At 66.2% G+C, this 23,431-nt stretch carries 22 protein-coding genes; 13 read left to right on the forward strand and 9 right to left on the reverse strand.

All coding sequences use genetic code 11. From position 1 onward, the window contains the following. Positions 1–6 precede the first annotated feature (6 nt). The 4 genes from HYG77_RS24500 to ilvA all read left to right on the forward strand — a co-directional run bounded on the left by HYG77_RS24500 (position 7) and on the right by ilvA (position 4,472). Entirely contained in the window at positions 7–1,392 is a 1,386-nt protein-coding gene (locus HYG77_RS24500; RefSeq protein ID WP_109332248.1) for a cystathionine beta-synthase, read from the forward strand. Between the two features lie 59 nt (positions 1,393–1,451). Beyond that, positions 1,452–1,973 carry a hypothetical protein gene (locus tag HYG77_RS24505; protein WP_204164792.1) on the forward strand — a complete coding sequence of 174 codons (522 nt, stop codon included), beginning with the start codon at positions 1,452–1,454 and terminating at the stop codon, positions 1,971–1,973. Between the two features lie 21 nt (positions 1,974–1,994). Next, positions 1,995–3,167 (forward strand): cystathionine gamma-synthase, encoded by a 1,173-nt coding sequence (locus HYG77_RS24510; RefSeq protein ID WP_109332247.1) that lies wholly within the window; start codon positions 1,995–1,997, stop codon positions 3,165–3,167. Positions 3,168–3,239: 72 nt separating this feature from the next. Further along, a complete protein-coding gene (ilvA, locus tag HYG77_RS24515; protein WP_208960914.1) occupies positions 3,240–4,472 on the forward strand; it encodes a threonine ammonia-lyase in 1,233 nt (410 codons plus the stop codon). Between the two features lie 8 nt (positions 4,473–4,480). Here ilvA and HYG77_RS24520 read toward each other — a convergent pair whose 3' ends face one another. Together HYG77_RS24520 and HYG77_RS24525 are read right to left on the reverse strand one after the other, a co-directional pair. Continuing rightward, a complete protein-coding gene (locus tag HYG77_RS24520; RefSeq protein ID WP_208960915.1) occupies positions 4,481–5,248 on the reverse strand; it encodes an FAD:protein FMN transferase in 768 nt (255 codons plus the stop codon). Positions 5,249–5,270: 22 nt separating this feature from the next. Continuing rightward, on the reverse strand, positions 5,271–5,462 hold the full coding sequence (locus tag HYG77_RS24525; RefSeq protein WP_109332244.1) for a hypothetical protein: 192 nt from the start codon (positions 5,460–5,462) through the stop codon (positions 5,271–5,273). A 254-nt stretch (positions 5,463–5,716) separates the two neighbouring features. Here HYG77_RS24525 and HYG77_RS24530 point away from each other — a divergent pair, with 254 nt between their 5' ends. Beyond that, entirely contained in the window at positions 5,717–7,081 is a 1,365-nt protein-coding gene (locus HYG77_RS24530) for a bifunctional lytic transglycosylase/C40 family peptidase (protein WP_109332243.1), read from the forward strand. Between the two features lie 73 nt (positions 7,082–7,154). Here HYG77_RS24530 and greA read toward each other — a convergent pair whose 3' ends face one another. Together greA and HYG77_RS24540 are read right to left on the reverse strand one after the other, a co-directional pair. After that, positions 7,155–7,649: a transcription elongation factor GreA gene (gene greA / locus HYG77_RS24535; protein ID WP_005238978.1), complete on the reverse strand. Its 495-nt coding sequence runs from the start codon at positions 7,647–7,649 to the stop codon at positions 7,155–7,157. A 227-nt stretch (positions 7,650–7,876) separates the two neighbouring features. Continuing rightward, positions 7,877–8,302 carry a DUF4307 domain-containing protein gene (locus tag HYG77_RS24540; protein WP_109332242.1) on the reverse strand — a complete coding sequence of 142 codons (426 nt, stop codon included), beginning with the start codon at positions 8,300–8,302 and terminating at the stop codon, positions 7,877–7,879. 193 nt (positions 8,303–8,495) lie between these two features. On the opposite strand from HYG77_RS24540, the gene mca reads away from it, so the two are divergent. The 3 genes from mca to HYG77_RS24555 are packed head-to-tail and all read left to right on the forward strand — an operon-like array spanning position 8,496 to position 11,724. Continuing rightward, the gene (gene mca, locus HYG77_RS24545) at positions 8,496–9,374 is read left to right on the forward strand and encodes a mycothiol conjugate amidase Mca (protein WP_109335268.1); all 879 of its coding nucleotides are present in this window, start codon (positions 8,496–8,498) and stop codon (positions 9,372–9,374) included. Beyond that, the gene (locus tag HYG77_RS24550) at positions 9,371–9,691 is read left to right on the forward strand and encodes a hypothetical protein (protein ID WP_109332236.1); all 321 of its coding nucleotides are present in this window, start codon (positions 9,371–9,373) and stop codon (positions 9,689–9,691) included. Before mca ends, HYG77_RS24550 begins: the two co-directional genes overlap by 4 nt. A 17-nt stretch (positions 9,692–9,708) precedes the next feature. Beyond that, positions 9,709–11,724 carry a thioredoxin domain-containing protein gene (locus tag HYG77_RS24555; protein ID WP_208960916.1) on the forward strand — a complete coding sequence of 672 codons (2,016 nt, stop codon included), beginning with the start codon at positions 9,709–9,711 and terminating at the stop codon, positions 11,722–11,724. On the opposite strand, the gene HYG77_RS24560 is transcribed toward HYG77_RS24555, so the two are convergent. Next, positions 11,725–12,396, reverse strand: coding sequence for a hemolysin III family protein (locus HYG77_RS24560; protein ID WP_109332234.1), 672 nt, complete (start codon positions 12,394–12,396; stop codon positions 11,725–11,727). Positions 12,397–12,557: 161 nt separating this feature from the next. On the opposite strand from HYG77_RS24560, the gene HYG77_RS24565 reads away from it, so the two are divergent. After that, positions 12,558–13,325 carry an isoprenyl transferase gene (locus HYG77_RS24565; protein WP_208960917.1) on the forward strand — a complete coding sequence of 256 codons (768 nt, stop codon included), beginning with the start codon at positions 12,558–12,560 and terminating at the stop codon, positions 13,323–13,325. A 12-nt stretch (positions 13,326–13,337) separates the two neighbouring features. On the opposite strand, the gene coaA is transcribed toward HYG77_RS24565, so the two are convergent. Next, positions 13,338–14,270 carry a type I pantothenate kinase gene (gene coaA / locus HYG77_RS24570; protein ID WP_109332232.1) on the reverse strand — a complete coding sequence of 311 codons (933 nt, stop codon included), beginning with the start codon at positions 14,268–14,270 and terminating at the stop codon, positions 13,338–13,340. Between the two features lie 169 nt (positions 14,271–14,439). Between coaA and HYG77_RS24575 the strand changes: the two genes are divergently transcribed. From HYG77_RS24575 to HYG77_RS24585, 3 genes are all read left to right on the forward strand, one after another. Further along, positions 14,440–15,645 carry a DUF885 domain-containing protein gene (locus HYG77_RS24575; RefSeq protein WP_208960918.1) on the forward strand — a complete coding sequence of 402 codons (1,206 nt, stop codon included), beginning with the start codon at positions 14,440–14,442 and terminating at the stop codon, positions 15,643–15,645. Positions 15,646–15,725: 80 nt separating this feature from the next. After that, a complete protein-coding gene (gene glyA / locus HYG77_RS24580) occupies positions 15,726–17,021 on the forward strand; it encodes a serine hydroxymethyltransferase (RefSeq protein WP_109332226.1) in 1,296 nt (431 codons plus the stop codon). A gap of 314 nt (positions 17,022–17,335) precedes the next feature. Further along, positions 17,336–18,703 (forward strand): PhoH family protein, encoded by a 1,368-nt coding sequence (locus HYG77_RS24585; protein ID WP_109332225.1) that lies wholly within the window; start codon positions 17,336–17,338, stop codon positions 18,701–18,703. 89 nt (positions 18,704–18,792) lie between these two features. On the opposite strand, the gene HYG77_RS24590 is transcribed toward HYG77_RS24585, so the two are convergent. Both HYG77_RS24590 and HYG77_RS24595 read right to left on the reverse strand, forming a co-directional pair. Continuing rightward, a complete protein-coding gene (locus HYG77_RS24590) occupies positions 18,793–19,224 on the reverse strand; it encodes a limonene-1,2-epoxide hydrolase family protein (RefSeq protein WP_109332224.1) in 432 nt (143 codons plus the stop codon). Between the two features lie 23 nt (positions 19,225–19,247). Further along, complete coding sequence (locus HYG77_RS24595) at positions 19,248–20,852, reverse strand: serine hydrolase (protein WP_208960919.1); 1,605 nt, start codon at positions 20,850–20,852, stop codon at positions 19,248–19,250. 166 nt (positions 20,853–21,018) lie between these two features. Between HYG77_RS24595 and HYG77_RS24600 the strand changes: the two genes are divergently transcribed. Next, positions 21,019–21,876 carry an acyl-ACP desaturase gene (locus HYG77_RS24600; protein ID WP_208960920.1) on the forward strand — a complete coding sequence of 286 codons (858 nt, stop codon included), beginning with the start codon at positions 21,019–21,021 and terminating at the stop codon, positions 21,874–21,876. A 64-nt stretch (positions 21,877–21,940) separates the two neighbouring features. Here the strand turns inward: HYG77_RS24600 and HYG77_RS24605 are convergent, their stop codons facing one another. After that, entirely contained in the window at positions 21,941–23,344 is a 1,404-nt protein-coding gene (locus HYG77_RS24605; protein ID WP_208960921.1) for a class II fumarate hydratase, read from the reverse strand. Positions 23,345–23,431 lie beyond the last annotated feature (87 nt).

Below are 23,431 nucleotides of genomic sequence, written 5' to 3' on the forward strand. Positions count from 1 at the left end.
GGAGTCATGCGCATCGCGGAACACGTCGTCGACCTGATCGGCAACACCCCTCTCGTCAAGCTCACTTCGGTTATCGGCGGCGAACACGGGACCGTTGCAGCCAAGCTCGAGTACCTGAACCCCGGCGGAAGCTCGAAGGACCGCATCGCGGTCAAGATGATCGACGCCGCCGAGGCGTCCGGCGAGCTGAAGCCGGGCGGAACCATCGTCGAACCCACGTCCGGCAACACCGGCGTCGGGCTGGCCCTGGTTGCACAGAAACGTGGGTACAAGTGCGTGTTCGTGTGCCCCGACAAGGTCGGCGAAGACAAGCGCAACGTCCTCAAAGCCTACGGTGCCGAGGTAGTGGTGTGCCCGACCGCGGTCGCGCCGGAACACCCCGACAGCTACTACAGCGTGTCCGACCGCCTCGCCCGCGACATCCCCGGCGCGTGGAAGCCGAACCAGTACGCCAACCCGGGCGGTCCGCAGAGCCATTACGAGACCACCGGACCGGAAATCTGGGCCGACACCGACGGAAAGATCACCCACTTCGTCGCGGGCGTCGGCACCGGCGGCACCATCACCGGCACCGGCCGCTACCTCAAGGAGGTGTCGGGCGGGAAGGTCAAGATCATCGGCGCCGACCCCGAGGGCTCCGTGTACTCCGGCGGCACCGGCCGTCCCTACCTCGTCGAAGGAGTCGGCGAGGACTTCTGGCCGAGCGCCTACGACCCGTCCATCCCCGACGAAATCATCGCCGTCTCCGATGCCGACTCCTTCGAGATGACACGCCGACTCGCGCGTGAAGAAGGCCTGCTGGTCGGCGGATCGTGCGGCATGGCCGTCGTCGCCGCACTCGAGGTCGCCAAGCGTGAGGGTCCCGACGCGGTCATCGTCGTTCTCCTTCCCGACGGTGGACGCGGCTACCTGTCCAAGATCTTCAACGACAAGTGGATGGCCTCCTACGGCTTCCTCCGCACCCCGCTCGACGGCAAGCCGGACGAGAAGACGGTCGGTGACGTGCTGCGCGGCAAGTCCGGCGAGCTCCCGGACCTCGTCCACACGCACCCGTCCGAGACGCTGCGCGACGCCATCGAGATCCTCCGCGAGTACGGGGTGTCCCAGATGCCCGTCGTCGGTGCCGAGCCGCCCGTCATGGCCGGTGAGGTCGCGGGAAGTGTGACGGAGCGCGACCTTCTCAGCGCCGTCTTCGAGGGCCGTGCCCACCTCGCCGACCCGGTCGAGAAGCACATGAGCAAGCCTTTTCCGCTCATCGGTTCGGGTGAGCCGGTGTCGGCCGCGACGAAGGCGCTGGGGGATACCGACGCGCTGATGGTGGTGGACGACGGTAAGCCGGCCGGTGTCATCACTCGCCACGACCTGCTCGGATTCCTCAGCGCCGGGTCCTAGGGCGAGACATCGGGACGGGCCGCTCCGGCGGCCCGTTCCACATCCGAGGGGGCAAATCAGTGGGTGCTCGTCTGCGTCGTGTCGTGGGAATTCCGATCATCGCTCTCGGACTGACGGTTGCCGGGTGCGGGCAAGCGGTCGACGGCGTCGCACAGCCGGCATCGGTGGCGACAGCGAAACCCAGCTCGGCGGTGGTGGCCGAGTCGACCGACTGCGACCACCTGACGGAGGTGCTGGGGTCGTTGGTATCGGACCGGCCGTATCTCACCGAGGGAGTCCTGCCGGGCTCCGCCGATCCCACCTGCTCGTGGTCGAAGGGGCAGGCCAACGTGCTGAGCACCCTCACGGCGTCCGTCAAGCCGCAGGTGACGGACCCGGTGGTCATCGTGGAGATGAGGAACGGGACGAATGTGATCCCCGATCCGCGGGCCACGGCGGTGAACGGGGTGGTCCTCGACGTCGTCGCCATGGCACTCCTCACGCCGACACACAGCATCATCGTCAACGCGATCGACCCCTCCGTGAGCGACGAGACCAAGCTCGACGTCGCATTCGCGATTGCGAAGTATCTGCAAGATTAGGTCCCCACTACGCTGGCCTACATGAGTGAGCAGCGCAGCAAAGCGGACAACATCAGCTGGCAGGGTTTCTCCACGAAGGCCGTGCACGCCGGATTCGACCCCGACCCGCAGACCGGCGCCGTCAACGTCCCGATCTACGCGAGCTCGACGTTCGCACAGGACGGCGTCGGCGGCATGCGTAACGGATTCGAGTACGCCCGCACGGGCAACCCCACCCGCCGGCCGCTCGAGGCCAACCTCGCAGCCCTGGAGTCGGGCACGTACGGCCGGGCCTTCGGCTCGGGCATGGCCGCCACCGACTGCGTCCTGCGTGCCGTTCTCCGTCCGGGCGACCACCTCGTCATCCCCAACGACGCCTACGGTGGCACGTTCCGCCTGATCGACAAGGTCTTCTCCCAGTGGGGTATCGAATACACCCCCGTGCCGGTGTCCGATGTGGATGCCGTGCGTGAGGCGATCCGGCCGAACACCAAACTGGTGTGGGTCGAGACCCCCACCAACCCGTTGCTCACCATCGGTGACATCGAAGCGCTCACCGAGGTGGCGCACGCGGCCGACGCGAAGATCGTCGTCGACAACACGTTCGCGTCGCCTTACCTGCAGCAGCCGCTGCAGCTGGGCGCCGACATCGCCCTGCACTCGACCACCAAGTACATCGGCGGGCACTCCGACGTCGTCGGCGGCGCACTGGTCACCAACGACGAAGAACTCGACGCGGCATTCGCGTTCCTCCAGAACGGCGCCGGCGCCGTACCCGGTCCCTTCGATGCCTTCCTCACGCTGCGCGGCATCAAGACTCTCGCCCTGCGCATGGAGCGGCACAGTGACAACGCCGAAAAGGTCGTGGAGTTGCTCACCGGGCACCCGGCGGTCTCCAAGGTCATCTACCCTGGCCTCGAATCGCACAGCGGCCACAAGATCGCCGAGAAGCAGATGCGTCGTTTCGGCGGCATGATCTCCGTCCGGCTCGCCGGCGGCAAGCAGGCGGCGCTGGACTTCTGCTCGCGAACCGAGATCTTCACCCTCGCCGAGTCGCTCGGTGGTGTCGAATCGCTCATCGAACATCCCGGTGCGATGACGCACGCCTCCACCGCCGGTTCGCTGCTCGAGGTCCCGGACGACCTCGTGCGGCTGTCCGTCGGCGTCGAAGACGCGGCCGACCTCGTGGGCGACATCGAGCAGGCGCTGAAGTAGGCGGCTTCGCCGCCCGTGAGTGGTTGACGAGTCTCTGGACTCCTTAACCACTCACAGGGCGCGGAGCGCCCTATGCTGGCCCGCGTGGAATCCGTCACGCTCGAGCAGATCAGGGCAGCCCGTAGGCTGCTGGCCCCCGTGATGCGCCGCACGCCGGTGATCGCATCGAGGGCGTTGTCCGAGCGATGCGGGCACGAGGTGTCGCTCAAGTGCGAAAACCTCCAGCGCACGGGGTCTTTCAAGCCGCGTGGTGCGTATTACCGGATCGCGAACCTCGCCGAGGAGGAACGCGCGTCTGGTGTCGTCGCCGCGAGTGCCGGTAATCACGCCCAGGGTGTGGCCTGGGCGGCCACCGACCTGGGCATCGCGTCGACCGTCTTCATGCCGACGGGCGCACCCCTACCGAAACTCGTCGCAACCAAGGCGTACGGCGCGACCGTGCATCTGACCGGTGACACCGTGGACGATGCCCTGGTGGCGGCGAAGGAATTCGCTGCGGAGACCGGGGCGGTGCTGATTCACCCGTTCGACCACGTCGATATCGTGGCAGGTCAAGGGACTGTGGGCCTCGAAATTCTGGAGCAGGAGCCGAACGTCGGCACCATTGTCGTTCCGACGGGCGGTGGTGGCCTCATCGCGGGGATCGCCGCCGCGGTGTCGGAGTTGCGTCCCGACGTGCGCATCATCGGCGTCCAGGCCGAGCAAGCAGCCGCGTGGCCCGCTTCGCTCGCCGAAGGCCGTCCCGTGCCGTTGGCGAACATGTCCACCATGGCCGACGGCATTGCGGTCGGCCGACCGGGCGACGTCCCGTTCGCGCACGTCGGCACTCAGGTAGACGCCATTGTCACGGTGAGCGAGGACGCGTTGTCCCGCGCCCTGCTGTTGTGCCTAGAGCGAGCGAAACTCATCGTCGAACCCGCCGGTGCGGCGGCGGTTGCGGCACTGATCAGTTGCGCCGAGGCCGAGCTCGGCCTCACCGGAAAGGTCTGCGCCGTGCTGTCGGGTGGCAACGTCGACCCGCTACTGCTGACCCATGTCGTCAACCACGGGTTGCGCGCGTCGGGACGCTATCTCGGTGTGCACGTGACCATTCCGGACCGACCGGGTGGTTTGGTCGGCCTCCTCGAAGTGGTCAGCGGGAACGGGGCCAGCGTGGTCGACGTTGTTCACTCCCGGACCGGTGGCTCACTCGCACTGGACGAGGTGGAGGTCTTCCTTACCGTGGAGACCCGTGGCCCGGGGCATCGGCAGGATCTGCTCGACGCGCTCGACGCCGCCGGATACGCCGTTCGGCTGCAGCACTGAGCGCGCCGCTAGTGCGGCCATCCATTGACAGTGCTCACCCGGAACTCCTGATCCACCAGTCGCGCGGGTAGCTTCAGTTCGGCCAGCCAGCTGACGGCGCCGCCGCCCATCGCGACCGCCGCCGTACTGGTTGCGTGGGCGGTGGTGCAGCAGTCGGCCACCACGGACACCGTGCGCCACAACGCCATCGGGTCGGGACGCAGGGGTTTCACGGTGCTGGCGGTCGCCACGCCCGCGCCCGACGGAATCGACACCTGGCAGGTGGGGTCGCCCGGCAGGTCTTGAACCTGTATCTGCCACCCACCCGGCGGCGTGGGTCCGGCGGTGGCGATGTCGCCGCCCAGGGCCACCAACACGCCGCAGCTGAGGAGTTCGGCGGTGGTCGAGGCGCAATGGTCTGCCGAGCTCGCGCGAGCGGTGGCCGTGAGATCGAGCTGCACTCCCTCGGGCAGCGTCACCTCAGTTCCGTCGACCCCGACGGTGCGCCAGGAGTGGGTGGTGGATGCCGACGTGGGGCCGAGCTTTCCGTCCGTGATCCGTGCCGCCGACAGTGCATCGGTGAGGAATCGGGCGAACAGTGGGGTCACGGTGTTCTTCCCGTGCCGGAGAGAGTGGATCTCGGCATCGGATCGCTCGCGATTGACCGCGGCGTCTGCTGCCGCGAGATAGCCGCGCACCAGGTTGGCGGCCGAATCGAGAGCGGCCGGGTCAGTGACGACGACACGCACGTGCCCACCCCATGTCGACCATTCGGTCGCGCTACGCGCACCGGTCATGCTGTGGTTACTCCCCGCGTCTTCAGAATCCGCTCGACACCGCATCCGGTGTTCCGGAGCCTGCCGAGACGAGGGGAGCGGCGACGGCCGCGTCGGGCGAAGAGGCGTCCGCGGCAGCCGCGATGCCGCCACCGGCGACCAACCCGGCGATCCCGGCTGCGGCGAGCGCACGTCGAACGGGAAGCAGGCGGGCATTCCGTCGATCTTCACTCATGTCCACCACCTTCCACGACGAACCTGTGAGCAACCTGGGAATCAGTTCGGAGAGCGATGCGAGGCCGGCTCAGAGGGGTGGAGTGCAGTCGGGCCGGGTGGAAACACGCACGCACGGTCGTGTGCGACGGCCCGAAGCCTGCTCACCGCACGAAATGGCTGCTGCCCAAGCTGCCGAATTCGGCCCGCGCCCGCTGTACCCCGTCGTAACGTGAACCTACTCGGTTCGGCACACCGAGGAGGAGGAGCGCACGTATGTCAGTTGATGCAGCGGCGATCATCGTGGCGATCACCACAGCAGCGGGGGCAATGGTTCAAGGAGCAGACATACCGCAGCCAGTGAAAGACCAAGCGGCGGACGCTATCCAAGTTGTAGAGCAAGCTTCTCCCGACGTTCAGAAACAGGTGAACGACGCCATTTCGGCTCTCCCGGAACCAGCACGACTGCAAGCCGAGCAAATGGTCACCGACGCATCCGAGGTGGTGAAGCAGGCTACCGATCCCTATATTCCGGCGCCGCCTGCTGCAGACGCACCGCCGGCGCCGCCCCCGCCGGTCCCAGGACCCGAGCAGGCACTCGTCCTCCCCGACAGTCCGCTCGACCAGCCCCCGGCGCCGATGGCCTCGGGTGCACAAACCGTAATCGGTGGGCTGGCCGCCGTCCCCGGCGTCCCCGCCATCATCAGCGGCCTCGGATCCTTGATCCCCTCGGTGCCTGCCGGATTTCCGGGGGTCTCCCTGGCCCCGATCGGAGCCATCGCCGTGTTCGCCCCCTGGATCCGCAAGGCCGGCTCGTTGTGTGAAGGAATCAAGCCGCCGACCCTGGCCGCTCTGTACTCGGTCGAGAACGGCTTCAGACATGGGGCGGCCTCGCCGGTGTCGAGGGCGGGTGCCCGCGGACCCGGTCAATTTCTGCCCGGCACCTGGGCCAAATACGGCAAGGACGCCGACGGCGACGGCAAGGTGGACATCAACGGCGTCGCCGACCCGATGATGGCGTCCGGCCAGATGCTGTGCGACCTCCACGCGCAGATCGACGCCTGGAAGAAACAAGGCGTGGTCAAAGGGGACACCCTCGACCTCACCCTTGCGGCCTACAACGCCGGTGCCGGTGCGGTGCGCACGTCGGGCGGGATGCCCGCCGGAAAACCGGACTACGTCCACGAAACCCAGCCGTATGTGGCACGGATCCGGTCGCTCGAAGAATCGTTCGCCCGGATGTTGTCACCGTTCTTCTACGGCGTCGGCGCCGGGGAGCCGAGCCGGGTGGTCGAGATGGCGATGCGGTTCATCGGGTTGCCGTATGTGTGGGGCGGCGGCAACATCAACGGACCGTCCGGCGGGGGGTTCGACTGCTCCGGCCTCACCTCGTTCGCCGTCTACGCCGCCACCGGCATCAAACTGCCCCGGACCTCGGAGACTCAGTGGCGCGTCGGCGTCGAGATCCCGCTCTCGGAGGCGAAACCGGGCGACCTGCTCTTCGGAAACTGGCAGTCGGGTGGTCCCGGGCACGTGGCGATCTATGTCGGAAACGGCCAGATGCTCCACGCACCCACCACGGGTGACGTAGTGCGCATCGGTGCGGTGTTCTCCGGCATGAAGGCTCGCAGGATCATCTGAGTGCGAACTGAACCAAAAAAACTCCGGTCCGGGCGCATCGCCCGGACCGGAGTTTTGTGAAGCAGAGCCGGTATCAGCTGTGGTAAGGCTCAGCGCTGACGAGCGTCACCTTCATGCTGCTGCCGTTGGGCAGTGTGTACTCGCGCGTCTCGCCGACCTTCGCCTCGAGCAGTGCCCCACCCAACGGTGAGTTGGGGGAGTAGACCTCGAGCTTGTTGTCGCGTGCGCCCTCTTCGCGGGTGGCGATGAGGAACGTCTCGGTGTCCTTCTCGTCGCCGTCGTAGTAGACCTTCACCACCGAGCCGGGCAACGCCACGCCGGACTGGGTGGGTGCCTCGCCGACCTTCGCGCTGTTCAACAACTCCTGGAGCTGGCGGATACGAGCTTCCTGCTGGCCCTGCTCTTCGCGGGCCGCGTGGTAGCCACCGTTCTCCTTGAGATCGCCCTCTTCGCGTCGCTCGTTGATCTCGGCGGCGATGACGGGTCGATTGGCAATGAGTTGGTCGAGTTCGCTCTTGAGCCTGTCATGTGACTCCTGGGTCAGCCAGGTCACCTGGGTCTCGGTCATCTCGATCACTCCCTCGTAGTTGGAGCCCCCGGGCTCCCTCGACAGACCACTGCAACAGCAGTGATCAACGGCTCGGCGGATCAGCCGGCCGGGGCCGAACACAGATCCACCTTGCCGCCAATGCAGCAATACACGGTTCCAAACCGGAACCGTGTATCAGCCGATTCTAGCACGATCGGAGGTCGGAACCGGCGGAGAACCCGAACGGTCGCTCGGGGAGCGGCTGGTCAGCCACCCGTGAGATATGCCGGAACGTCCAGGCTGCACCCGTACACATCTCCCATGGCCGGCGGCTCGGACGTGTAGACAGGGGCCGTGATCTTCACCGTCTGATGCGGCCCTCCCGCGATGTAGACCTCGCGTCGTCCCGTCTCGGATCCGTCCTTGGAGCGCGCACGCACGATGCACACCCCCGGCCGCGAAGGGTCGTCACGGGTGACGGTGAAGGTGATGTCGAGCCGCGAGTCGTCGACAAGATCGAATGATGTGGCTTCGCTGTCGATGTCGGAAATAGTGAACCTGTCGTAGGCCGAGAACGCCACGATCACTCCGAGCACCACGACGACCGCGCCGAGCGCCCACGCGATCCAGCGCCTCGGCCGTGCAGGCTTCGCTGCACCTGTGTATCGGCCGGGGGGAAGCGTTCTCGTCATCACTCTGCTCTCACACCGCTCCAGTTCCTCACTGCTTCCAGCACTCGAGCGGGGTCACGGCTGCAAGCGGAACTATCGGGTGGAACTATAGAGGATGTGCGTCGGTGCGCCGTCAAGCGATGGCGGAGGACGAAGAGCGTACGACACGAACAAGCCGGCAACGGCTACTGGCGAAGTTGAGGTGAACGAATACGTGAGCGGATTCCGTCTCATGGCCGTCCATGCCCATCCCGACGACGAGTCGAGCAAGGGTGCGGCGACGACAGCCCGTTACGCCGCCGAGGGCAACGAAGTGCGGGTCGTGACGTTGACCGGGGGTGAACGCGGCGACATCCTCAATCCGGCGATGGACGTGCCCGGCGTGCGCGACCGCATCCACGAGGTCCGCATCGAGGAGATGGCCGAGGCCGCCCGCATCCTCGGTGTCCAGCATCAGTGGCTGGGATTCGTCGACTCGGGACTGCCCGAGGGTGACCCGCTGCCGCCGCTGCCGGAGGGATGCTTTGCGCTGGTGCCGCTCGAGGTGGCCACCGAAGCTCTGGTCCGGGCCATCCGCGAATTCCGTCCCCACGTCATGACGACGTACGACGAGAACGGCGGTTATCCACATCCCGATCACATCCGCTGCCACGAGGTGTCGATGGCCGCCTACGAGGCGGCCGCGGATCCGCAGCAGTTCCCCGACGCGGGCGAGCCGTGGAAAGTGCAGAAGGTCTACTACTCGCACGGGTTCATCCGTAAACGTCTCCTGCAGTTCCAGGAGGAGTACGAACGCCGCGGTGAAGAATTCCCGATGGCGGAGTGGCTCAAGAAGTGGAAGACCGAGCAGGGTGATCTGATGGCGAGGGTCACCACGCAGATCACCTGCGGCGACTACTTCCCGCAGCGCGACGACGCCCTGCGCGCCCACGCCACCCAGATCGACCCCAACGGTTCGTTCTTCGCTGTTCCGCTCGAGATCCAGCAGAAGATCTGGCCCACCGAGGAATTCGAACTCGCCAAGACCCGGGTCACCACCTCCATTCCGGAGAACGACCTGTTCGCCGGCGTTCACCCGGACGAGTCGCAGTGATGTCGTTGACGCTCGGTGTCGTCGCCGGGACGGTGGAACTGCTGGCGCAGACGCCCAGTACGCCCTCCGGCCCCGAGTTCGGTAAGGCCTCGCCGATCGGGCTGGTGGTCATTCTCGCTCTGCTCGCGGGCGTGGTGCTACTGGTGCGCTCGATGAACAAGCAGCTGAAGAATCTGCCCGAGACCTTCGAACCGGATCATCCCGAACCCGACCAGGAAGCCGACGAGGGCACCGACCGCGGCGCACTGCACGGGGACAACGGGACCACGAGCGGACCCTCCGGTCCCACCGACAATCCACCGAAGCTGCAGCAGTAGTCGAAGAGGAGCTGGACATGGACCCACGCGCACGCAACACACTCGGCGGGTCCACCAGCCCCTATCTGCGGCAGCACGCCGACAACCCGGTCCATTGGCAGCAATGGGGGCCGGAGGCCATCGAGTGGGCGCGTGAACGTGATGTGCCGATTCTGCTGTCGATCGGGTACTCCGCGTGCCACTGGTGTCATGTGATGGCGCACGAGTCGTTCGAGGACGACGCCGTCGCGTCGCTGATGAACGAGCACTTCGTGTGCATCAAGGTCGACCGGGAAGAGCGTCCCGACCTCGACGCGGTGTACATGAACGCCACTGTGGCGATGACGGGCCAGGGCGGTTGGCCGATGACGTGCTTCCTCACTCCCGACGGTGCACCGTTCTACTGCGGGACCTATTACCCGCCCGCGCCACGCGGCGGAATGCCGTCCTTCACCCAGCTGCTCGGCGCCATCGCCGACACGTGGCGGGACCGGCGCAGCGACGTCGACAATGCCGCGGAGTCGGTGGCCACGGAACTGCGCCGCGGAGCCGGCGGCATACCTACTTCGGATGTCGCGGTGGATGCCGCGCTTCTCGACGCGGCTGCTGCTGCCGTCGTGAAGGACGAGGACATTCCGCGGGGCGGGTTCGGAGGTGCACCCAAGTTTCCGCCGTCTGCGTTGCTGGAGGGTTTGCTGCGCACCTACGAGCGGTCCGGGAACGCAAAGGTGCTCGAGACGGTGGAGCGCACGGCGTCCGCGATGGCGCGGGGCGGGATCTACGACCAGTTGGGCGGCGGTTTTGCCCGCTACTCGGTCGACGCCGAGTGGGTCGTGCCGCACTTCGAGAAGATGCTCTACGACAACGCCCAGCTTCTGCGCGTGTATGCCCATCTCGGTCGGCGAACGGGTTCGGAGCTGGCGGTCCGCGTCACCGAGGAGACTGCGCAGTTCCTGCTTCGCGACTTGCGTACGGAGAACGGCTCGTTCGCGTCTGCGCTCGACGCCGACACGGAAGGCGTCGAGGGCCTGACCTATGTGTGGACACCCGCACAGCTCGTCGACGTGCTGGGCGCCGAGGACGGCGAGTGGGCGTCGCAACTGCTGACCGTGATGCCGGAGGGAACCTTCGAAGAAGGCGCGTCGGTGCTGCAACTCCTCGAGGATCCGGACGACTGGGAGCGGTGGGGTCGCGTGCGGAACGCGCTCTTCGCTCACCGTGCTACCCGGCCGCAGCCCGGCCGGGACGACAAAGTGGTCACCGCCTGGAATGGGATGACCATCACGGCGCTGGCCGAGGCCGGTGCCGGACTCGGCAGGCCGGAGTGGATCTCGGCTGCCGCCGAGTGTGCCCGGACGGTGCTGGACCTGCACGGTGTCGACGGTCGCCTGCGCCGCGCCTCGCTGGGGTCGGTGGTGGGCGAACCCGTGGGAATTCTGGAGGACTATGCGTGCCTCGCCACCGGACTCCTCACGTTGTTCCAGGCGACCGGCGACGCCGAATGGCTCGAACCTGCCGAGGCCCTGCTGGAGCGCGCCTTGCGACACTTCGCGGACGCCGAGCAGCCCGGCAGCTGGTTCGACACGGCGGATGACGCGGAAACGCTGGTGACCCGTCCGCGCGACCCGGTCGACGGCGCCACCCCGTCCGGTGCCTCCTGCCTGGCCGAAGCCCTGCTCACCGCAGCGGCAGTGGCGGAGGCGGGCACCTCGGCCCGGTATGCCGCCGCGGCCGCCGCGTCACTCGACCGGGTGGCGCTGCTCCTCGAACGAGCACCGAGGTCGGCGGGACACTGGCTCGCCGTGGCCGAGGCGTCGGTGCGTGGGCCGATCCAGGTGGCGGTGGCAACGAACGGCGAGTCCGGGCTGCTCGACGCTGCACGCCGACTCGCTCCGGGTGGTGCGGTGGTGGTCGGAGGCGAACCGGATTCGTCGCCGCTGCTCGCGGACCGGCCGCTGGTGGGGGGCGATGCGGCGGCCTATGTGTGCCGCGGGTTCGTCTGTGATCGTCCGGTGTCGACCATCGACGACCTGGCCGAGGCGTTGAGCCGGTAATTACTGTCCGAACACGACCAGCCAGACGGCGATGTAGTGGCACAACGCCGCGATCACCGTGGCGGCGTGGAAGAACTCGTGATGCCCGAAGGTGGCCGGCCAGGGATTGGGCCACTTCGTGGCATACAACACCGCGCCCACCGAATAGAAGATGCCGCCGATGAGCAGCAACACCATGGGCAGGACTCCGACCTCGGAAGTCAGCTCCGGCGCCACCGGAACGATCGCCCAGCCGAGGAGCAGGTAGAGCGGAACACCGACCCACCGCGGCGCCGTCGGCCACAGCATCTTCAGGGCGACGCCGGCGAAGGCACCGGCCCAGACGACGATCAGCAGTGTGCGCCCGGTGCTCGAGGGCAGGCCCAGCAGCCCGAACGGTGTATAACTGCCGGCGATGAACAGGAAGATCATCGAGTGATCCGCCCGTTTCATCCACGTGCGGGCAGACGTGGTCTTCCAGTGCACGCGGTGATACGTGGCGCTGACCCCGAATACGCCGCACACGGTGACGCTGTAGACCGCTGTGGCGACGGCTGCTTCCGCTGACACTCGGAGTCCGGACACGAGGACGAGGACCAGCCCGGCGATGACCGAGATACCGAACGCCCACAGGTGAATCCACCCCCGCAGACGCGGCTTGACCGGGAGCTCGTCGAGTCCGAAAGCTGTCACAGGACACCCCTTCTCGCTGTTCGCGACTCGAACCTACGGAACCGTAGGTTCGCTTGTGGGGAGAGCGTACCCGTCGGTAGGACCACGGTGCACTACGTGTGACCGCCATCGCGAATCGCGATCGGCAGCGGCGTACTCTTGGCTGTCATGGTGATCTCCCGGTGAGTGTGCGAGGACTGCTGTACAGCATCTACGAGCGACGGTTGCTCGCGCGGCTCGAAGGTCTGCAGCACCCTCGGCACATAGCGGTGATGTGCGACGGCAACCGGAGGTGGGCCCGGGAGAACGGCTTCACCGACGTCAGCCACGGACACCGGATGGGTGCCCTCAAGATCTCGGAGATGCTGGGCTGGTGTGATGCCGCCGGGATCGAGATGGCCACCATCTATCTCCTCTCGACCGAGAATCTGCGCCGGGACGCGGAGGAACTGGACACTCTTCTCGAGATCATCACCGATGTTGTCGAAGAGATCTCCGGACCGGACAAGAACTGGAGTGTGAAGATCGTCGGTGCGCTGGATCTGCTGCCCGCCGAGCAGTCGCGCCGCTTGCGGGAGGCGGCGGAGCGGACCGAAGGCCGTACCGGCACCCATGTGAACGTCGCCGTCGGCTACGGCGGCCGGCAGGAAATCGCCGACGCCGTGCGGTCGCTGCTCTGCGAGAAACTCCTCGCCGGGTTGTCGGGCGACGAGTTGGTGAAGTCGATCACAGTCGATGGCATCGGCGGGCATCTCTATACGTCGGGTCAACCGGACCCCGACCTCGTGATTCGTACGTCAGGAGAACAGCGGCTGTCGGGGTTCCTGTTGTGGCAGAGCGCCTACTCCGAGATCTGGTTCACCGAGGCGTACTGGCCCGAGTTCCGTCGGGTCGACTTCCTGCGCGCGCTGCGCGACTACGCGGCCCGGCATCGCAGATTCGGCGTCTGAGCGGCCACCCGGTTACAGCTTGCGCAGGCGCAGCCGGTTGATCGAGTGATTGGCGTCCTTGCGCAGCACGAGGGTGGCGCGGGGGCGCGTCGGCAGAATGTTCTCCACCAGGTTCGGTCGGTTGATGTTGTGCCAGATCTCCTGAGCGGCAGCGGTGGCGTCGCGGTCCGACAGGTTCGCGTAGTGGTGGAAGTGGGCGTTCGGATTGGCGAACGACGTCTGGCGCAGGGCCAGGAAGCGCTGGATGTACCACGCCTCGATGTCCTCGATGCGGGCATCGACGTAGATGGAAAAGTCGAACAGATCCGAGACCATGAGACGCGGACCGGTCTGCAGGACGTTCAAACCTTCGATGATGAGAATGTCCGGCTGGCGCACCAGGTGGTACTGGCCGGGGATGATGTCGTAAGAGATGTGCGAATAGACCGGTGCGGCTACTTCCTCGGCGCCCGACTTCACCTCGGTGACGAACCGCAGCAGCTTGCGCCGGTCGTAACTCTCCGGAAAACCCTTGCGGTGCATGATCCCGCGCCGGTTCAGCTCGTCGGTGGAGTACAGGAAGCCGTCCGTCGTCACCAGGTCGACGCGGGGGTGATGTTCCCAGCGGGCGAGCAGGGCTTGCAGGACACGCGCCGTGGTCGACTTGCCGACCGCGACACTTCCCGCGACGCCGATGACGAACGGCACCTGCTGATCCGGATGCTTCTCACCGAGGAACGTCGCGGTCGCGGCGAACAACCGCTGTCGTGCAGCCACCTGCAGGTGGATCAGACGCGAAAGCGGAAGATACACCTCCGCGACCTCCTCGAGGTCGATCTGCTCGCCGAGGCCTCGGAGCCCGTACAGCTCCTCCTCGGTCAACACCAGCGGAGTCGACTTACGCAGCGTGCGCCACTGCTTCCGGTCGAATTCGACGTACGGGCTGGATTCGCTTGCCCGGGCCATCAGTTCCGCTCACACTCGAGCGGCTGGGGGAGTGAGCCGTCCACGCCCGGAATCTCGGCCGTCGTCGTCGCGCTGGCGAGTAGCGGTTGCATAGTCGGATTGTGCTTGGTGCCACAGGCTGAGCTGTCGGCGGGTCACGCACTCGGTTGTCCGACTAAGGTCGATCGACATGGAATCGGATTCGTTGGTTCGCGAATATCTGCTGCTCGGGCTGGGATTCGATCGGCTCGAAGAGGGATTCGTCGATGCGTACACCGGCGACCCGGCGCTGCGCCGGAAGGTCGAGAACGCGCCGCGGCCGGACCCGCGGGAACTGGCACGCACAGCGGCAACGCTGCGTGCGGAATTGCCGTCCGCGGGGCTGTCGGACGAGCGGACGCGGTTCCTCGACGTCCATTTGCGGGCACTCGAATGCTCGGGACGGAAGTTCGCCGGGGACGACGTCGGGTTCGTCGACGAGGTGGAGGCCTATTTCGACGTTCGCATTGCACGCGGCGACGAGGAGCAGTACCGCGAGGCGCACCGCAAGATGGACGCCGTGCTGCCCGGATCCGGCACACTCACCGAGCGGGTCCATGCCCACCGCGCCGCCGACGAGATACCGGCTGACCGTTTGAAGGACTGCGTCGACGCCTTCTCGAGCGCCCTGCGCGACCTGGTGCGCGAGCACTACGCCCTGCCCGAAGCCGAGGTCGTCGAGTACGAGGTGGTCGGGGACAAGCCGTGGTCGGGGTTCAACTACTACCTCGGAAACTACCGCTCCACGGTCGCCATCAACTCCGACCTGAAACAGCACATGGCAAATCTGCCTCGGCTCATCGCGCACGAGTCGTACCCGGGCCATCACACCGAGCACTGCCGTAAGGAAGCGGGGCTCGTCGGCGCGGGGCAGCTGGAACAGACGCTGTTTCTCGTCAACACCCCGCAGTGCCTCATGGCCGAGGGTCTTGCCGACCTCGCGCTCGAATCCATCGTCGGTGAGAACTGGGGCCTGTGGGCGCAGGAAATCTACGCCGACCTCGGACTGAGATTCGACGGTGAACAGGCACAGCGACTGTCGGCGGCGTCCGGTCAGCTGCTCGGTGTCCGCCAGGACGCTGCGCTGATGCTGCACGACGAGCGCCGCAGCGCGGACGACGTCGCCCTGTTCCTGCAACGGTGGAGCCTGTCGACCCCCGAGCGGGCGCGGCAGTCGCTGCGCTTCCTGTCCTCGCCCCTGTGGCGGGCCTACACCAGCACCTACGTCGAGGGATACCGCCTGCTCGGCGGCTGGCTGGCGGAGGTCCCGGTGGGCGCGGATCGGTCGGAACGCTTTCGTCGGCTCCTCGACGAACCCCTCGTTCCCAGTGCCCTCCGCCCCGTGAGTACTTCTTAACACTGGGCGGTTATCAAGTACGCACGGGTTCTTCGTAGACTGGGGGCATTCGTTTCCGCATCCAGCTTGGAGATTCCTCGATGACCGCTGTGCCCGGTACCGACGTCAACACGGCCCCCCTCGCCGAACTCGACCCCGAAGTCGCCCAGGCCATGGCTGGTGAGCTCGCCCGTCAGCGCGACACCCTGGAAATGATCGCCTCGGAGAACTTCGTTCCCCGCGCGGTGCTGCAGGCTCAGGGCAGCGTGCTGACCAACAAGTATGCCGAGGGATACCCGGGTCGCCGTTACTACGGCGGCTGCGAGCACGTCGACGTCATCGAGGACCTCGCGCGCACTCGTGCCAAAGAACTGTTCGGCGCCGACTTCGCGAACGTCCAGCCGCACTCGGGCGCGCAGGCCAACGCCGCCGTTCTGATGGCGCTGATGAGCCCGGGTGAGAAGCTCCTCGGCCTCGACCTGGCACACGGCGGCCACCTCACGCACGGCATGAAGCTGAACTTTTCCGGCAAGCTCTACGAGGTCGAGTCGTACGGGGTCAGCAAGGAAGACCACCGTATCGACATGGACGAGGTCCGCAAGGTCGCTGTCGCCGCGCAGCCGAAGGTGATCGTCGCCGGCTGGTCCGCCTACCCGCGACACCAGGACTTCGCGGCATTCCGGTCCATCGCCGACGAGGTCGGTGCATACCTGTGGGTCGACATGGCGCACTTCGCCGGCCTGGTGGCGGCCGGATTGCACCCGTCGCCCGTCCCCTACGCCGACGTCGTGTCGAGCACCGTCCACAAGACCCTCGGTGGTCCCCGCTCCGGCCTGATTCTCGCCAAGCAGGAATGGGCGAAGAAGATCAACTCGGCCGTCTTCCCCGGACAACAGGGTGGACCGCTCATGCACGCCATCGCCGCCAAGGCCGTGTCGCTGAAGATCGCCGGCACCGACGAGTTCAAGGACCGTCAGCAGCGCACACTGACCGGCGCGAAGATCCTCGCCGAGCGCCTGACGGCCTCCGACGTGTCCGGCAAGGGTGTCAGCGTCCTCACCGGCGGCACCGACGTGCATCTCGTGCTGGTCGACCTCCGCAATTCGCAGCTCGACGGCCAGCAGGGTGAGGACCTTCTCCACGAGGTGGGCATCACCGTCAACCGCAACGCAGTGCCGTTCGATCCCCGCCCGCCGATGGTCACCTCCGGGCTGCGCATCGGCACCGCCGCGCTCGCGTCCCGTGGGTTCGGTGACGAGCAGTTCACCGAGGTCGCCGACATCATCGGTACGGCTCTGGCCGGTTCGTCCGACGTCGAGTCACTGCGCGACCGCGTGACCAAGCTGGCCGCCGACTTCCCGCTGTACGAGGGCCTCGAGGACTGGCGCCTCATCTAGACGGCTCCGCCGCCCGTGAGTGGTCTGCGAGTGCAGGGACTCGTCAACCACTCACGGGCGCCGCAGGCGCCTTCTCCGCGTAACCCGATGTTCACCGACACGCCCGCCGCTCGCACGGCCGTCCGGCGTGTTTGGCAGTACCGTCGGAAGTAACAGGCAGCGGGGAAGTTGCTTGTACGGGAGGTCCTGATCGTGACTGGAACATTCAGTACGAGGGGGCCGGCGCCCGGCCCTCGTGTGGTTTGACACACCAGGGACGGACCGGTCCAGCGAACCGAGTTTGCGTGGGTGCCGCGCAGACCTAGGAGCCTCACGTGACTGCATCACGCTCCGTCTCAGCCCGATCAGGACGTACGTCCGCAGCCTCCGGCAAGAACTCGGCTTCGGGAGTTCGTACGTTCGTATTGGACACCTCCGTATTGCTGTCCGACCCCTGGGCCGTCGCCAGGTTCGGCGAGCACCGTGTCGTGCTTCCTCTCGTCGTCATCAGTGAACTCGAGGGGAAACGGCACCATCATGAGCTGGGATGGTTCGCACGCGAATCGCTGCGCATGCTCGACGACCTTCGCCTGGAATACGGCCGTCTCGACCAGCCTGTGCCGATCGGCACGGAAGGTGGCACCCTGCAGGTCGAGCTCAACCACACCGACCCGTCAGTTCTGCCGGTCGGATTCCGCACGGACAGTAACGATTCCCGCATCCTCGCCTGCGCCCTGAATTTCGAAGCGGAGGGTAGCGACGTCGTCCTGGTCAGCAAGGACATCCCGCTCCGCGTCAAGGCAGGCGCGGTGGGTTTACCCGCCGACGAGTACCACGCTCACGACGTCGTTCCCTCCGGCTGGACGGGTATGGCGGAGCTCGACGTGGCGTCGTCGTCGATCGACGAACTCTTCTCCGAGGGTGTCGTCGACCTGGAGGAGGCACGGGAGCTGCCGTGTCACACGGGTATTCGGCTTCTGGGTGGTTCGTCGAGCGCCCTCGGCAGGGTGAACGCCGACAAGCGGGTGCAGTTGGTGCGAGGCGAACGGGAAGCGTTCGGCCTGCACGGACGCTCGGCCGAGCAGCGCATTGCCCTCGACCTTCTCATGGACGACAGCGTGGGCATCGTGTCGCTGGGCGGCAAGGCCGGCACCGGCAAGTCGGCGCTGGCGTTGACCGCGGGACTCGAAGCGGTGCTCGAGCGTCGAACTCAGCGGAAGGTCGTGGTCTTCCGGCCGTTGTACGCGGTGGGCGGTCAGGAACTCGGGTACCTGCCGGGCAGTGAGAGTGAGAAGATGGGCCCCTGGGCCCAGGCCGTGTTCGACACCCTGGACGGCCTGGCGAGCCCCGAGGTGATGGAAGAAGTTATCAGTCGCGGGATGCTGGAAGTTCTTCCCCTCACCCATATTCGGGGGCGGTCACTGCACGATTCGTTCGTGATCGTCGACGAGGCGCAGTCCCTCGAGCGCAACGTTCTGCTCACGGTGCTGTCCCGGCTGGGAACAGGATCGCGCGTGGTGCTGACGCACGATGTGGCTCAACGCGACAACCTGCGGGTCGGGCGCCATGACGGTGTCGCGGCGGTGATCGAGAAGCTGAAGGGCCACCCGTTGTTCGCCCACATCACGCTGACTCGCAGTGAGCGTTCGCCGATCGCCGCACTCGTGACGGAGATGCTGGAGGAATTCGGGCCCACGCCGTAGTTCCTGGCTGGGAGCGTGGTCCGCCCAATGTCGCATCGGAACAGGAGAACTCGACCGATGGGACATTGGGCGGCCGCGTTCGGGCCGGATCAGAACATTCGAACCAGTCCCTTCAGCGTGCCCCACAGGAATGCCCGGTTGCTGAAGTAGTCGCGCCAGACGAGGATCTTGCCGTCCTCGATCTCGAAGGTGCCGCACACCCAGAATTCGCTGCGCAGCCGATTCCAGATGAGAATGTCGGTGCGTTCGGTGAGCACTGCTGTTCCTTCGTCGGCGATGTGATGCAACCGGACATCGAACCCGACACCGGGCCTGCTCATCCCCCGGAGTATCCGCATCACCGACTCGATCCCGCGAATCTTGGGCAGAGACACGTTGTGCCACACGATGTCCGGGTGCAGATACTGGCGGGCGGTATCCGGGTCGCCGGCAACGAGGGCGTCGAGGAATCCGCGAACCACGCGAATATTGGCGGTGTCGGACGGTGAAACCGTATCGATAGACTGTGAAGTGGGTTCCATGGTACTTCCTGCTCGAAGTGAGTTCAGCGAACGAACGTTCCCTGACCATCTGTGTTGTAGTACTCCAGAATCAGACTGTTACCCGCGAACGTCGCCTCCGACACCGTGCCGGGCGGGGCGTTCTCGCCGCTGGGTCTGAACGTGAATGTGCTTCCGTCCCAATGCTCGAGTGGGAAGGTCTGCCCCGAGGGTCCGAGTTGCAAGATGAGTTGACCGTCTTTCTCGCTGACGACGGCCGGACCCCAGTAGGCGTTGTTGTAGGTTCCCGTATAAGTGGGAAGTGGCTGCGCGGGAGCAGGGTTCGTGGGCGCGTCCTTGCCGACAAGGCTGCCCTCGGGGTCCAGCATCGGGGAGATAGCCTGGTAATACAGATCCCTCCACTCTTCGCGGATCTCGCCGTACTGGACGAGATCGGCGAATTCTGCGGTCAGGGTTTCGGGGATTCCGGTGGGGGAGCCGTTGGTCAGGGCGACGATCGCGACGTCGGCCGAGGGGATCGCCACGAAGTTGGTGGCAGCCCCGAGTTGGAAGGCACCCGAGTGGCTGAGGGAGACCCGGCCGGCAGAAGTGGTCGACACATTGAACCCGTATCCGTAGAACCCTGGACGCGCGTCGAGGGAGCTAGGGGGACTCGACACGATCTGCGGACTGACCGCGGGGAGCAGGGCTTTCGAATCGACGATTTCCTTGCCCTCGAACATCCCGTCGCCCAGGAGCATGGTGAGCCACTTGCTCATGTCGTTGACGGACGAGCTGACGCCGCCGGCCGGTGACTGAGCGTCGGGGTCGCGGACGGCGTCGGCGACGTACTTGCCGTCGACGAGCTGATGGCCGATGGCACGGTTACTGCGCGCCTGGTAGTCGGCGAACCGGGAACTGGTCGAGTCCATTCCGAGTGGTTGGTAGATCGCCCGTTCGGACAGCGTCGCCCAATCCGTTCCGGATGCCGCGGCCACCGCTTCGGCGGCCGCGGTGACACCGAAGTTGGTGTATTCGTAGGTGATACGGAACGGATTGAGCGGCTCGAGCCGCAGCTTGTCGAGTACCTGCTGCTGGTTGTTGCCGAGATCCTCGAGTCCGTCGCCGGCGTGATCCGGCAACCCAGAGCGGTGCGAGTACAGATCGCCGACCGTGACGTGCTCGGTGACCCAAGGGTCTGCGAGCGCAAAACCCGGAAGCTTCGAGACCACGGTCGTGTCCCAGCCGACCACGCCGGTTCCCACCTCGTGCGCGACCACCGTGGAGCCCACCGACTTCGACAGCGATGCCAGTTGGAAGACGGTGTCTGCGTCCACCATCTCGTCGGTGCCCTCTTCGCGTACGCCGAATCCCTTCGCATAGACGGTTCGCCCGCCGTGCACCACCGCGACCGCCATTCCGGGCACGTGTGTGCTGTCCATGAGGTTCTTCACCAGGTCGTCCAGGCGTCCGACCGCGTCGTCGACTCGGCCGTCGGGTATTTCGACGCCGGAGACGGTCGCGGGATTGGCCGGCTTGTCTGGGGCGGTTGTCGACGCGGGAGAACTGGCGGTGTCGGTGGACGGCTCATTGTCGGTGCACCCCGTGACGAGCGACCCGGCCAACAGGACAGCGAAGAACAACGTCATCGAGTTCCCACGCTTGCGCATTGGAGGTCCTCTGCTCGGGCCGGCGAAAATCGGGAACTTTCAGCGTAACCACGAAGCTCGGTGACCTGGGGCTTTTCCGCCGATCCGGGCTCGGGTCCGGGCTGGGCGAGCCGGTGACCGCGTGCTCGAGATTCCTGCGCGAGCACGCGGACGCTACGGTATGCGAATGCCGACTGAATTCACGGACAAGCACCTTCTCACCGAACTGGCTCCTGTGGTCGAGGAGAATCTCGCTCGTCACATCGCCGAGGCCGACGGCTGGCTGCCGCACGACCTGGTCCCGTGGGACCAGGGTAAGAACTTCGCATTCATGGGTGGCACGGACTGGTCGGCCGATCAGTCCACCCTGAGCGAGGTGGAGGCACTTGCACTCACCGTGGGCGTTCTCGTCGCCGACAACGTGCCCGCGTACCACCGGGAGATCGCCAAGCACCTGGCCATGGTGGGCCCGTGGTGGCGTTGGGTCGGCCGCTGGACCGCCGAGGAGAACCGGCACTCCATCGTGCTCCGGAACTATCTGATGGTGACCCGCGCGGTCGATCCTGTCGCACTCGAGCGTGCTCGGATGGACGAGATGGTGCGTGGATACGCCATGCCGCCGATGCACCTGCTCGAGATGCTCGCCAACTCGGCATTCGAAGAGAAGGCCGCGGCCGTCCGGCACCAGAACACCGCCGCCCTCGCCGAGGACCCGTTGGTGGCGTCGATCGAAACGCGGCTGGCCGCCGACGACGAACTGCAGTCGGTGTTCTACCGCAACGTCGTCGAAGCCGCGTTCGCAGTGGCGCCCGAACAGATGGTGCGCGCTATTGCCTCGCGGATCGACGCATTCGACGTGCCGAGCGTGGAATTGCCCGGCGGGAAGAATAGCACTGCGGTGCTCGCCGAAGCCGGCATCTACGATCCCGCACACCAGCGCGAGAAGGTGTTCGCACCGCTTCTCGCGGCGTGGAACATCGCCGGCCGCTCCGACCTCGGGACCGAGGGCGAGAAGGCCCGCGAGGAACTGTCCGCACTGCTGTAGGGAACGGTAACGAAGGTGGCCCGCACTCCGAGGAGTGCGGGCCGCCGTCATGTCTGGCTGGAGGTCAGTCCTGGACCTTCGCCATGGCGAGCACGTCGAGACGCTTGTCCAGCTCCTCCTCGCTGAGTTTGTCACCGATCAAACCGCGGTCGACGACGGTCTCCCTGATCGTCTTCTTCTCCTTCAAGGCCTGCTTGGCAACGGCGGCCGCCTCCTCGTATCCGATCGCCGAGTTCAGGGGCGTGACGATGGACGGCGAAGACTCGGCGAGGGTCCTGAGGTGATCGGTATTGGCTACCAGGCCCGCGACACACCGGTCGGCGAACAGCCGCGTGACGTTGGCGAGAAGGGTGAACGATTCGAGAACGTTCCGGGCCATCATCGGAATGTAGACGTTCAACTCGAATGCGCCCGCAGCCCCACCCCAGGCGACGGCGGCATCGTTGCCGACTACCTGCGCAGCCACCTGGGTGGCGGCCTCGGGGAGTACCGGATTGACCTTGCCCGGCATGATCGAACTGCCGGGCTGCAGGTCGGGAAGCCGAATCTCGCCCAATCCGGTGAGCGGACCCGAACCCATCCACCGGATGTCGTTGGCGATCTTGGTGAGGGATACCGCGATGGTGCGCATCGCCCCGGACGCCTCGACGAGACCGTCTCGCGCCGCCTGCGCCTCGAAACTGTTCTTCGCCGGCGTGAGCGCGTCGATGCCCGTCGCCTTGACCAGTTCGGCCACCACTTTGGGGCCGAAACCGTCCGGGGCGTTCAGGCCGGTGCCGACCGCGGTGCCGCCGATGGGCAGTTCGCCGAGCCGTGGGAGACACGCCACGATGCGTTCCATGCCGGCTTCCATCTGCCGGGCGTAGCCCCCGAACTCCTGACCCAGCGTCACCGGGACCGCATCCATGAGATGGGTGCGCCCCGACTTCACGACCGTCTTCCACTCGGTGGACTTGTCGAGAAGGGCCAGCCGGAGGTGGTCGAGGGCCGGGATCAGGTTCTTCACAGCCGCCTCGGTCGCGGCAACATGAGTGGCGGTGGGGAAGGTGTCGTTCGACGACTGCGACATGTTGACGTCGTCATTGGGGTGGACGACGACACCCGCTGCGGCGGCGATCGAGGCGATCACCTCGTTGGCGTTCATGTTGGAGCTGGTTCCGGAGCCCGTCTGAAAGACGTCGATGGGGAACTGGTCGTCGTGCTTGCCTTCGGCGATCTCACCTGCCGCTGCGATGATCGCGTCGGCCTTCTCGGGATCGAGGAGCCCGAGGTCTTTGTTAACCTGCGCGCACGCCGCCTTCAGGAGGCCCATGGCGCGAATCTGGGTGCGTTCGAGACCTCGACCACTGATCGGGAAATTTTCGACGGCGCGCTGCGTCTGTGCGCGCCACAGCGCGTCCACGGGGACCCGCACCTCACCCATGGTGTCGTGTTCGATCCGGTACTGCTGCTCGTTGCTCTCCGTCATGGGTCAAACATTGCCACTTCCGGACGCTGCGCGCCCGTGCGCCGTTGTGGTTGCAGGAGCTACCAGAAAGGCGCACGGGCGGCGAAG

Source organism: Rhodococcus sp. ZPP (genome assembly GCF_017656075.1).
In the GTDB taxonomy this organism is placed as follows: Bacteria; Actinomycetota; Actinomycetes; order Mycobacteriales; family Mycobacteriaceae; genus Rhodococcus_F; species Rhodococcus_F oxybenzonivorans.

Excerpts from the sequence above, each read along its gene's own strand:
- HYG77_RS24500 (WP_109332248.1), top strand. The coding sequence starts at position 7 with ATGCGCATCGCGGAACACGTCGTCGACCTGATCGGCAACACCCCTCTC.
- HYG77_RS24510 (WP_109332247.1), top strand. The coding sequence starts at position 1,995 with ATGAGTGAGCAGCGCAGCAAAGCGGACAACATCAGCTGGCAGGGTTTC.
- ilvA (WP_208960914.1), top strand. The coding sequence starts at position 3,240 with ATGCTGGCCCGCGTGGAATCCGTCACGCTCGAGCAGATCAGGGCAGCC.
- HYG77_RS24520 (WP_208960915.1), bottom strand. The coding sequence starts at position 5,248 with ATGACCGGTGCGCGTAGCGCGACCGAATGGTCGACATGGGGTGGGCAC.
- HYG77_RS24525 (WP_109332244.1), bottom strand. The coding sequence starts at position 5,462 with ATGAGTGAAGATCGACGGAATGCCCGCCTGCTTCCCGTTCGACGTGCG.
- HYG77_RS24530 (WP_109332243.1), top strand. The coding sequence starts at position 5,717 with ATGTCAGTTGATGCAGCGGCGATCATCGTGGCGATCACCACAGCAGCG.
- greA (WP_005238978.1), bottom strand. The coding sequence starts at position 7,649 with ATGACCGAGACCCAGGTGACCTGGCTGACCCAGGAGTCACATGACAGG.
- HYG77_RS24540 (WP_109332242.1), bottom strand. The coding sequence starts at position 8,302 with ATGACGAGAACGCTTCCCCCCGGCCGATACACAGGTGCAGCGAAGCCT.
- HYG77_RS24555 (WP_208960916.1), top strand. The coding sequence starts at position 9,709 with ATGGACCCACGCGCACGCAACACACTCGGCGGGTCCACCAGCCCCTAT.
- coaA (WP_109332232.1), bottom strand. The coding sequence starts at position 14,270 with ATGGCCCGGGCAAGCGAATCCAGCCCGTACGTCGAATTCGACCGGAAG.
- HYG77_RS24575 (WP_208960918.1), top strand. The coding sequence starts at position 14,440 with ATGGAATCGGATTCGTTGGTTCGCGAATATCTGCTGCTCGGGCTGGGA.
- glyA (WP_109332226.1), top strand. The coding sequence starts at position 15,726 with ATGACCGCTGTGCCCGGTACCGACGTCAACACGGCCCCCCTCGCCGAA.
- HYG77_RS24590 (WP_109332224.1), bottom strand. The coding sequence starts at position 19,224 with ATGGAACCCACTTCACAGTCTATCGATACGGTTTCACCGTCCGACACC.
- HYG77_RS24595 (WP_208960919.1), bottom strand. The coding sequence starts at position 20,852 with ATGCGCAAGCGTGGGAACTCGATGACGTTGTTCTTCGCTGTCCTGTTG.
- HYG77_RS24600 (WP_208960920.1), top strand. The coding sequence starts at position 21,019 with ATGCCGACTGAATTCACGGACAAGCACCTTCTCACCGAACTGGCTCCT.
- HYG77_RS24605 (WP_208960921.1), bottom strand. The coding sequence starts at position 23,344 with ATGACGGAGAGCAACGAGCAGCAGTACCGGATCGAACACGACACCATG.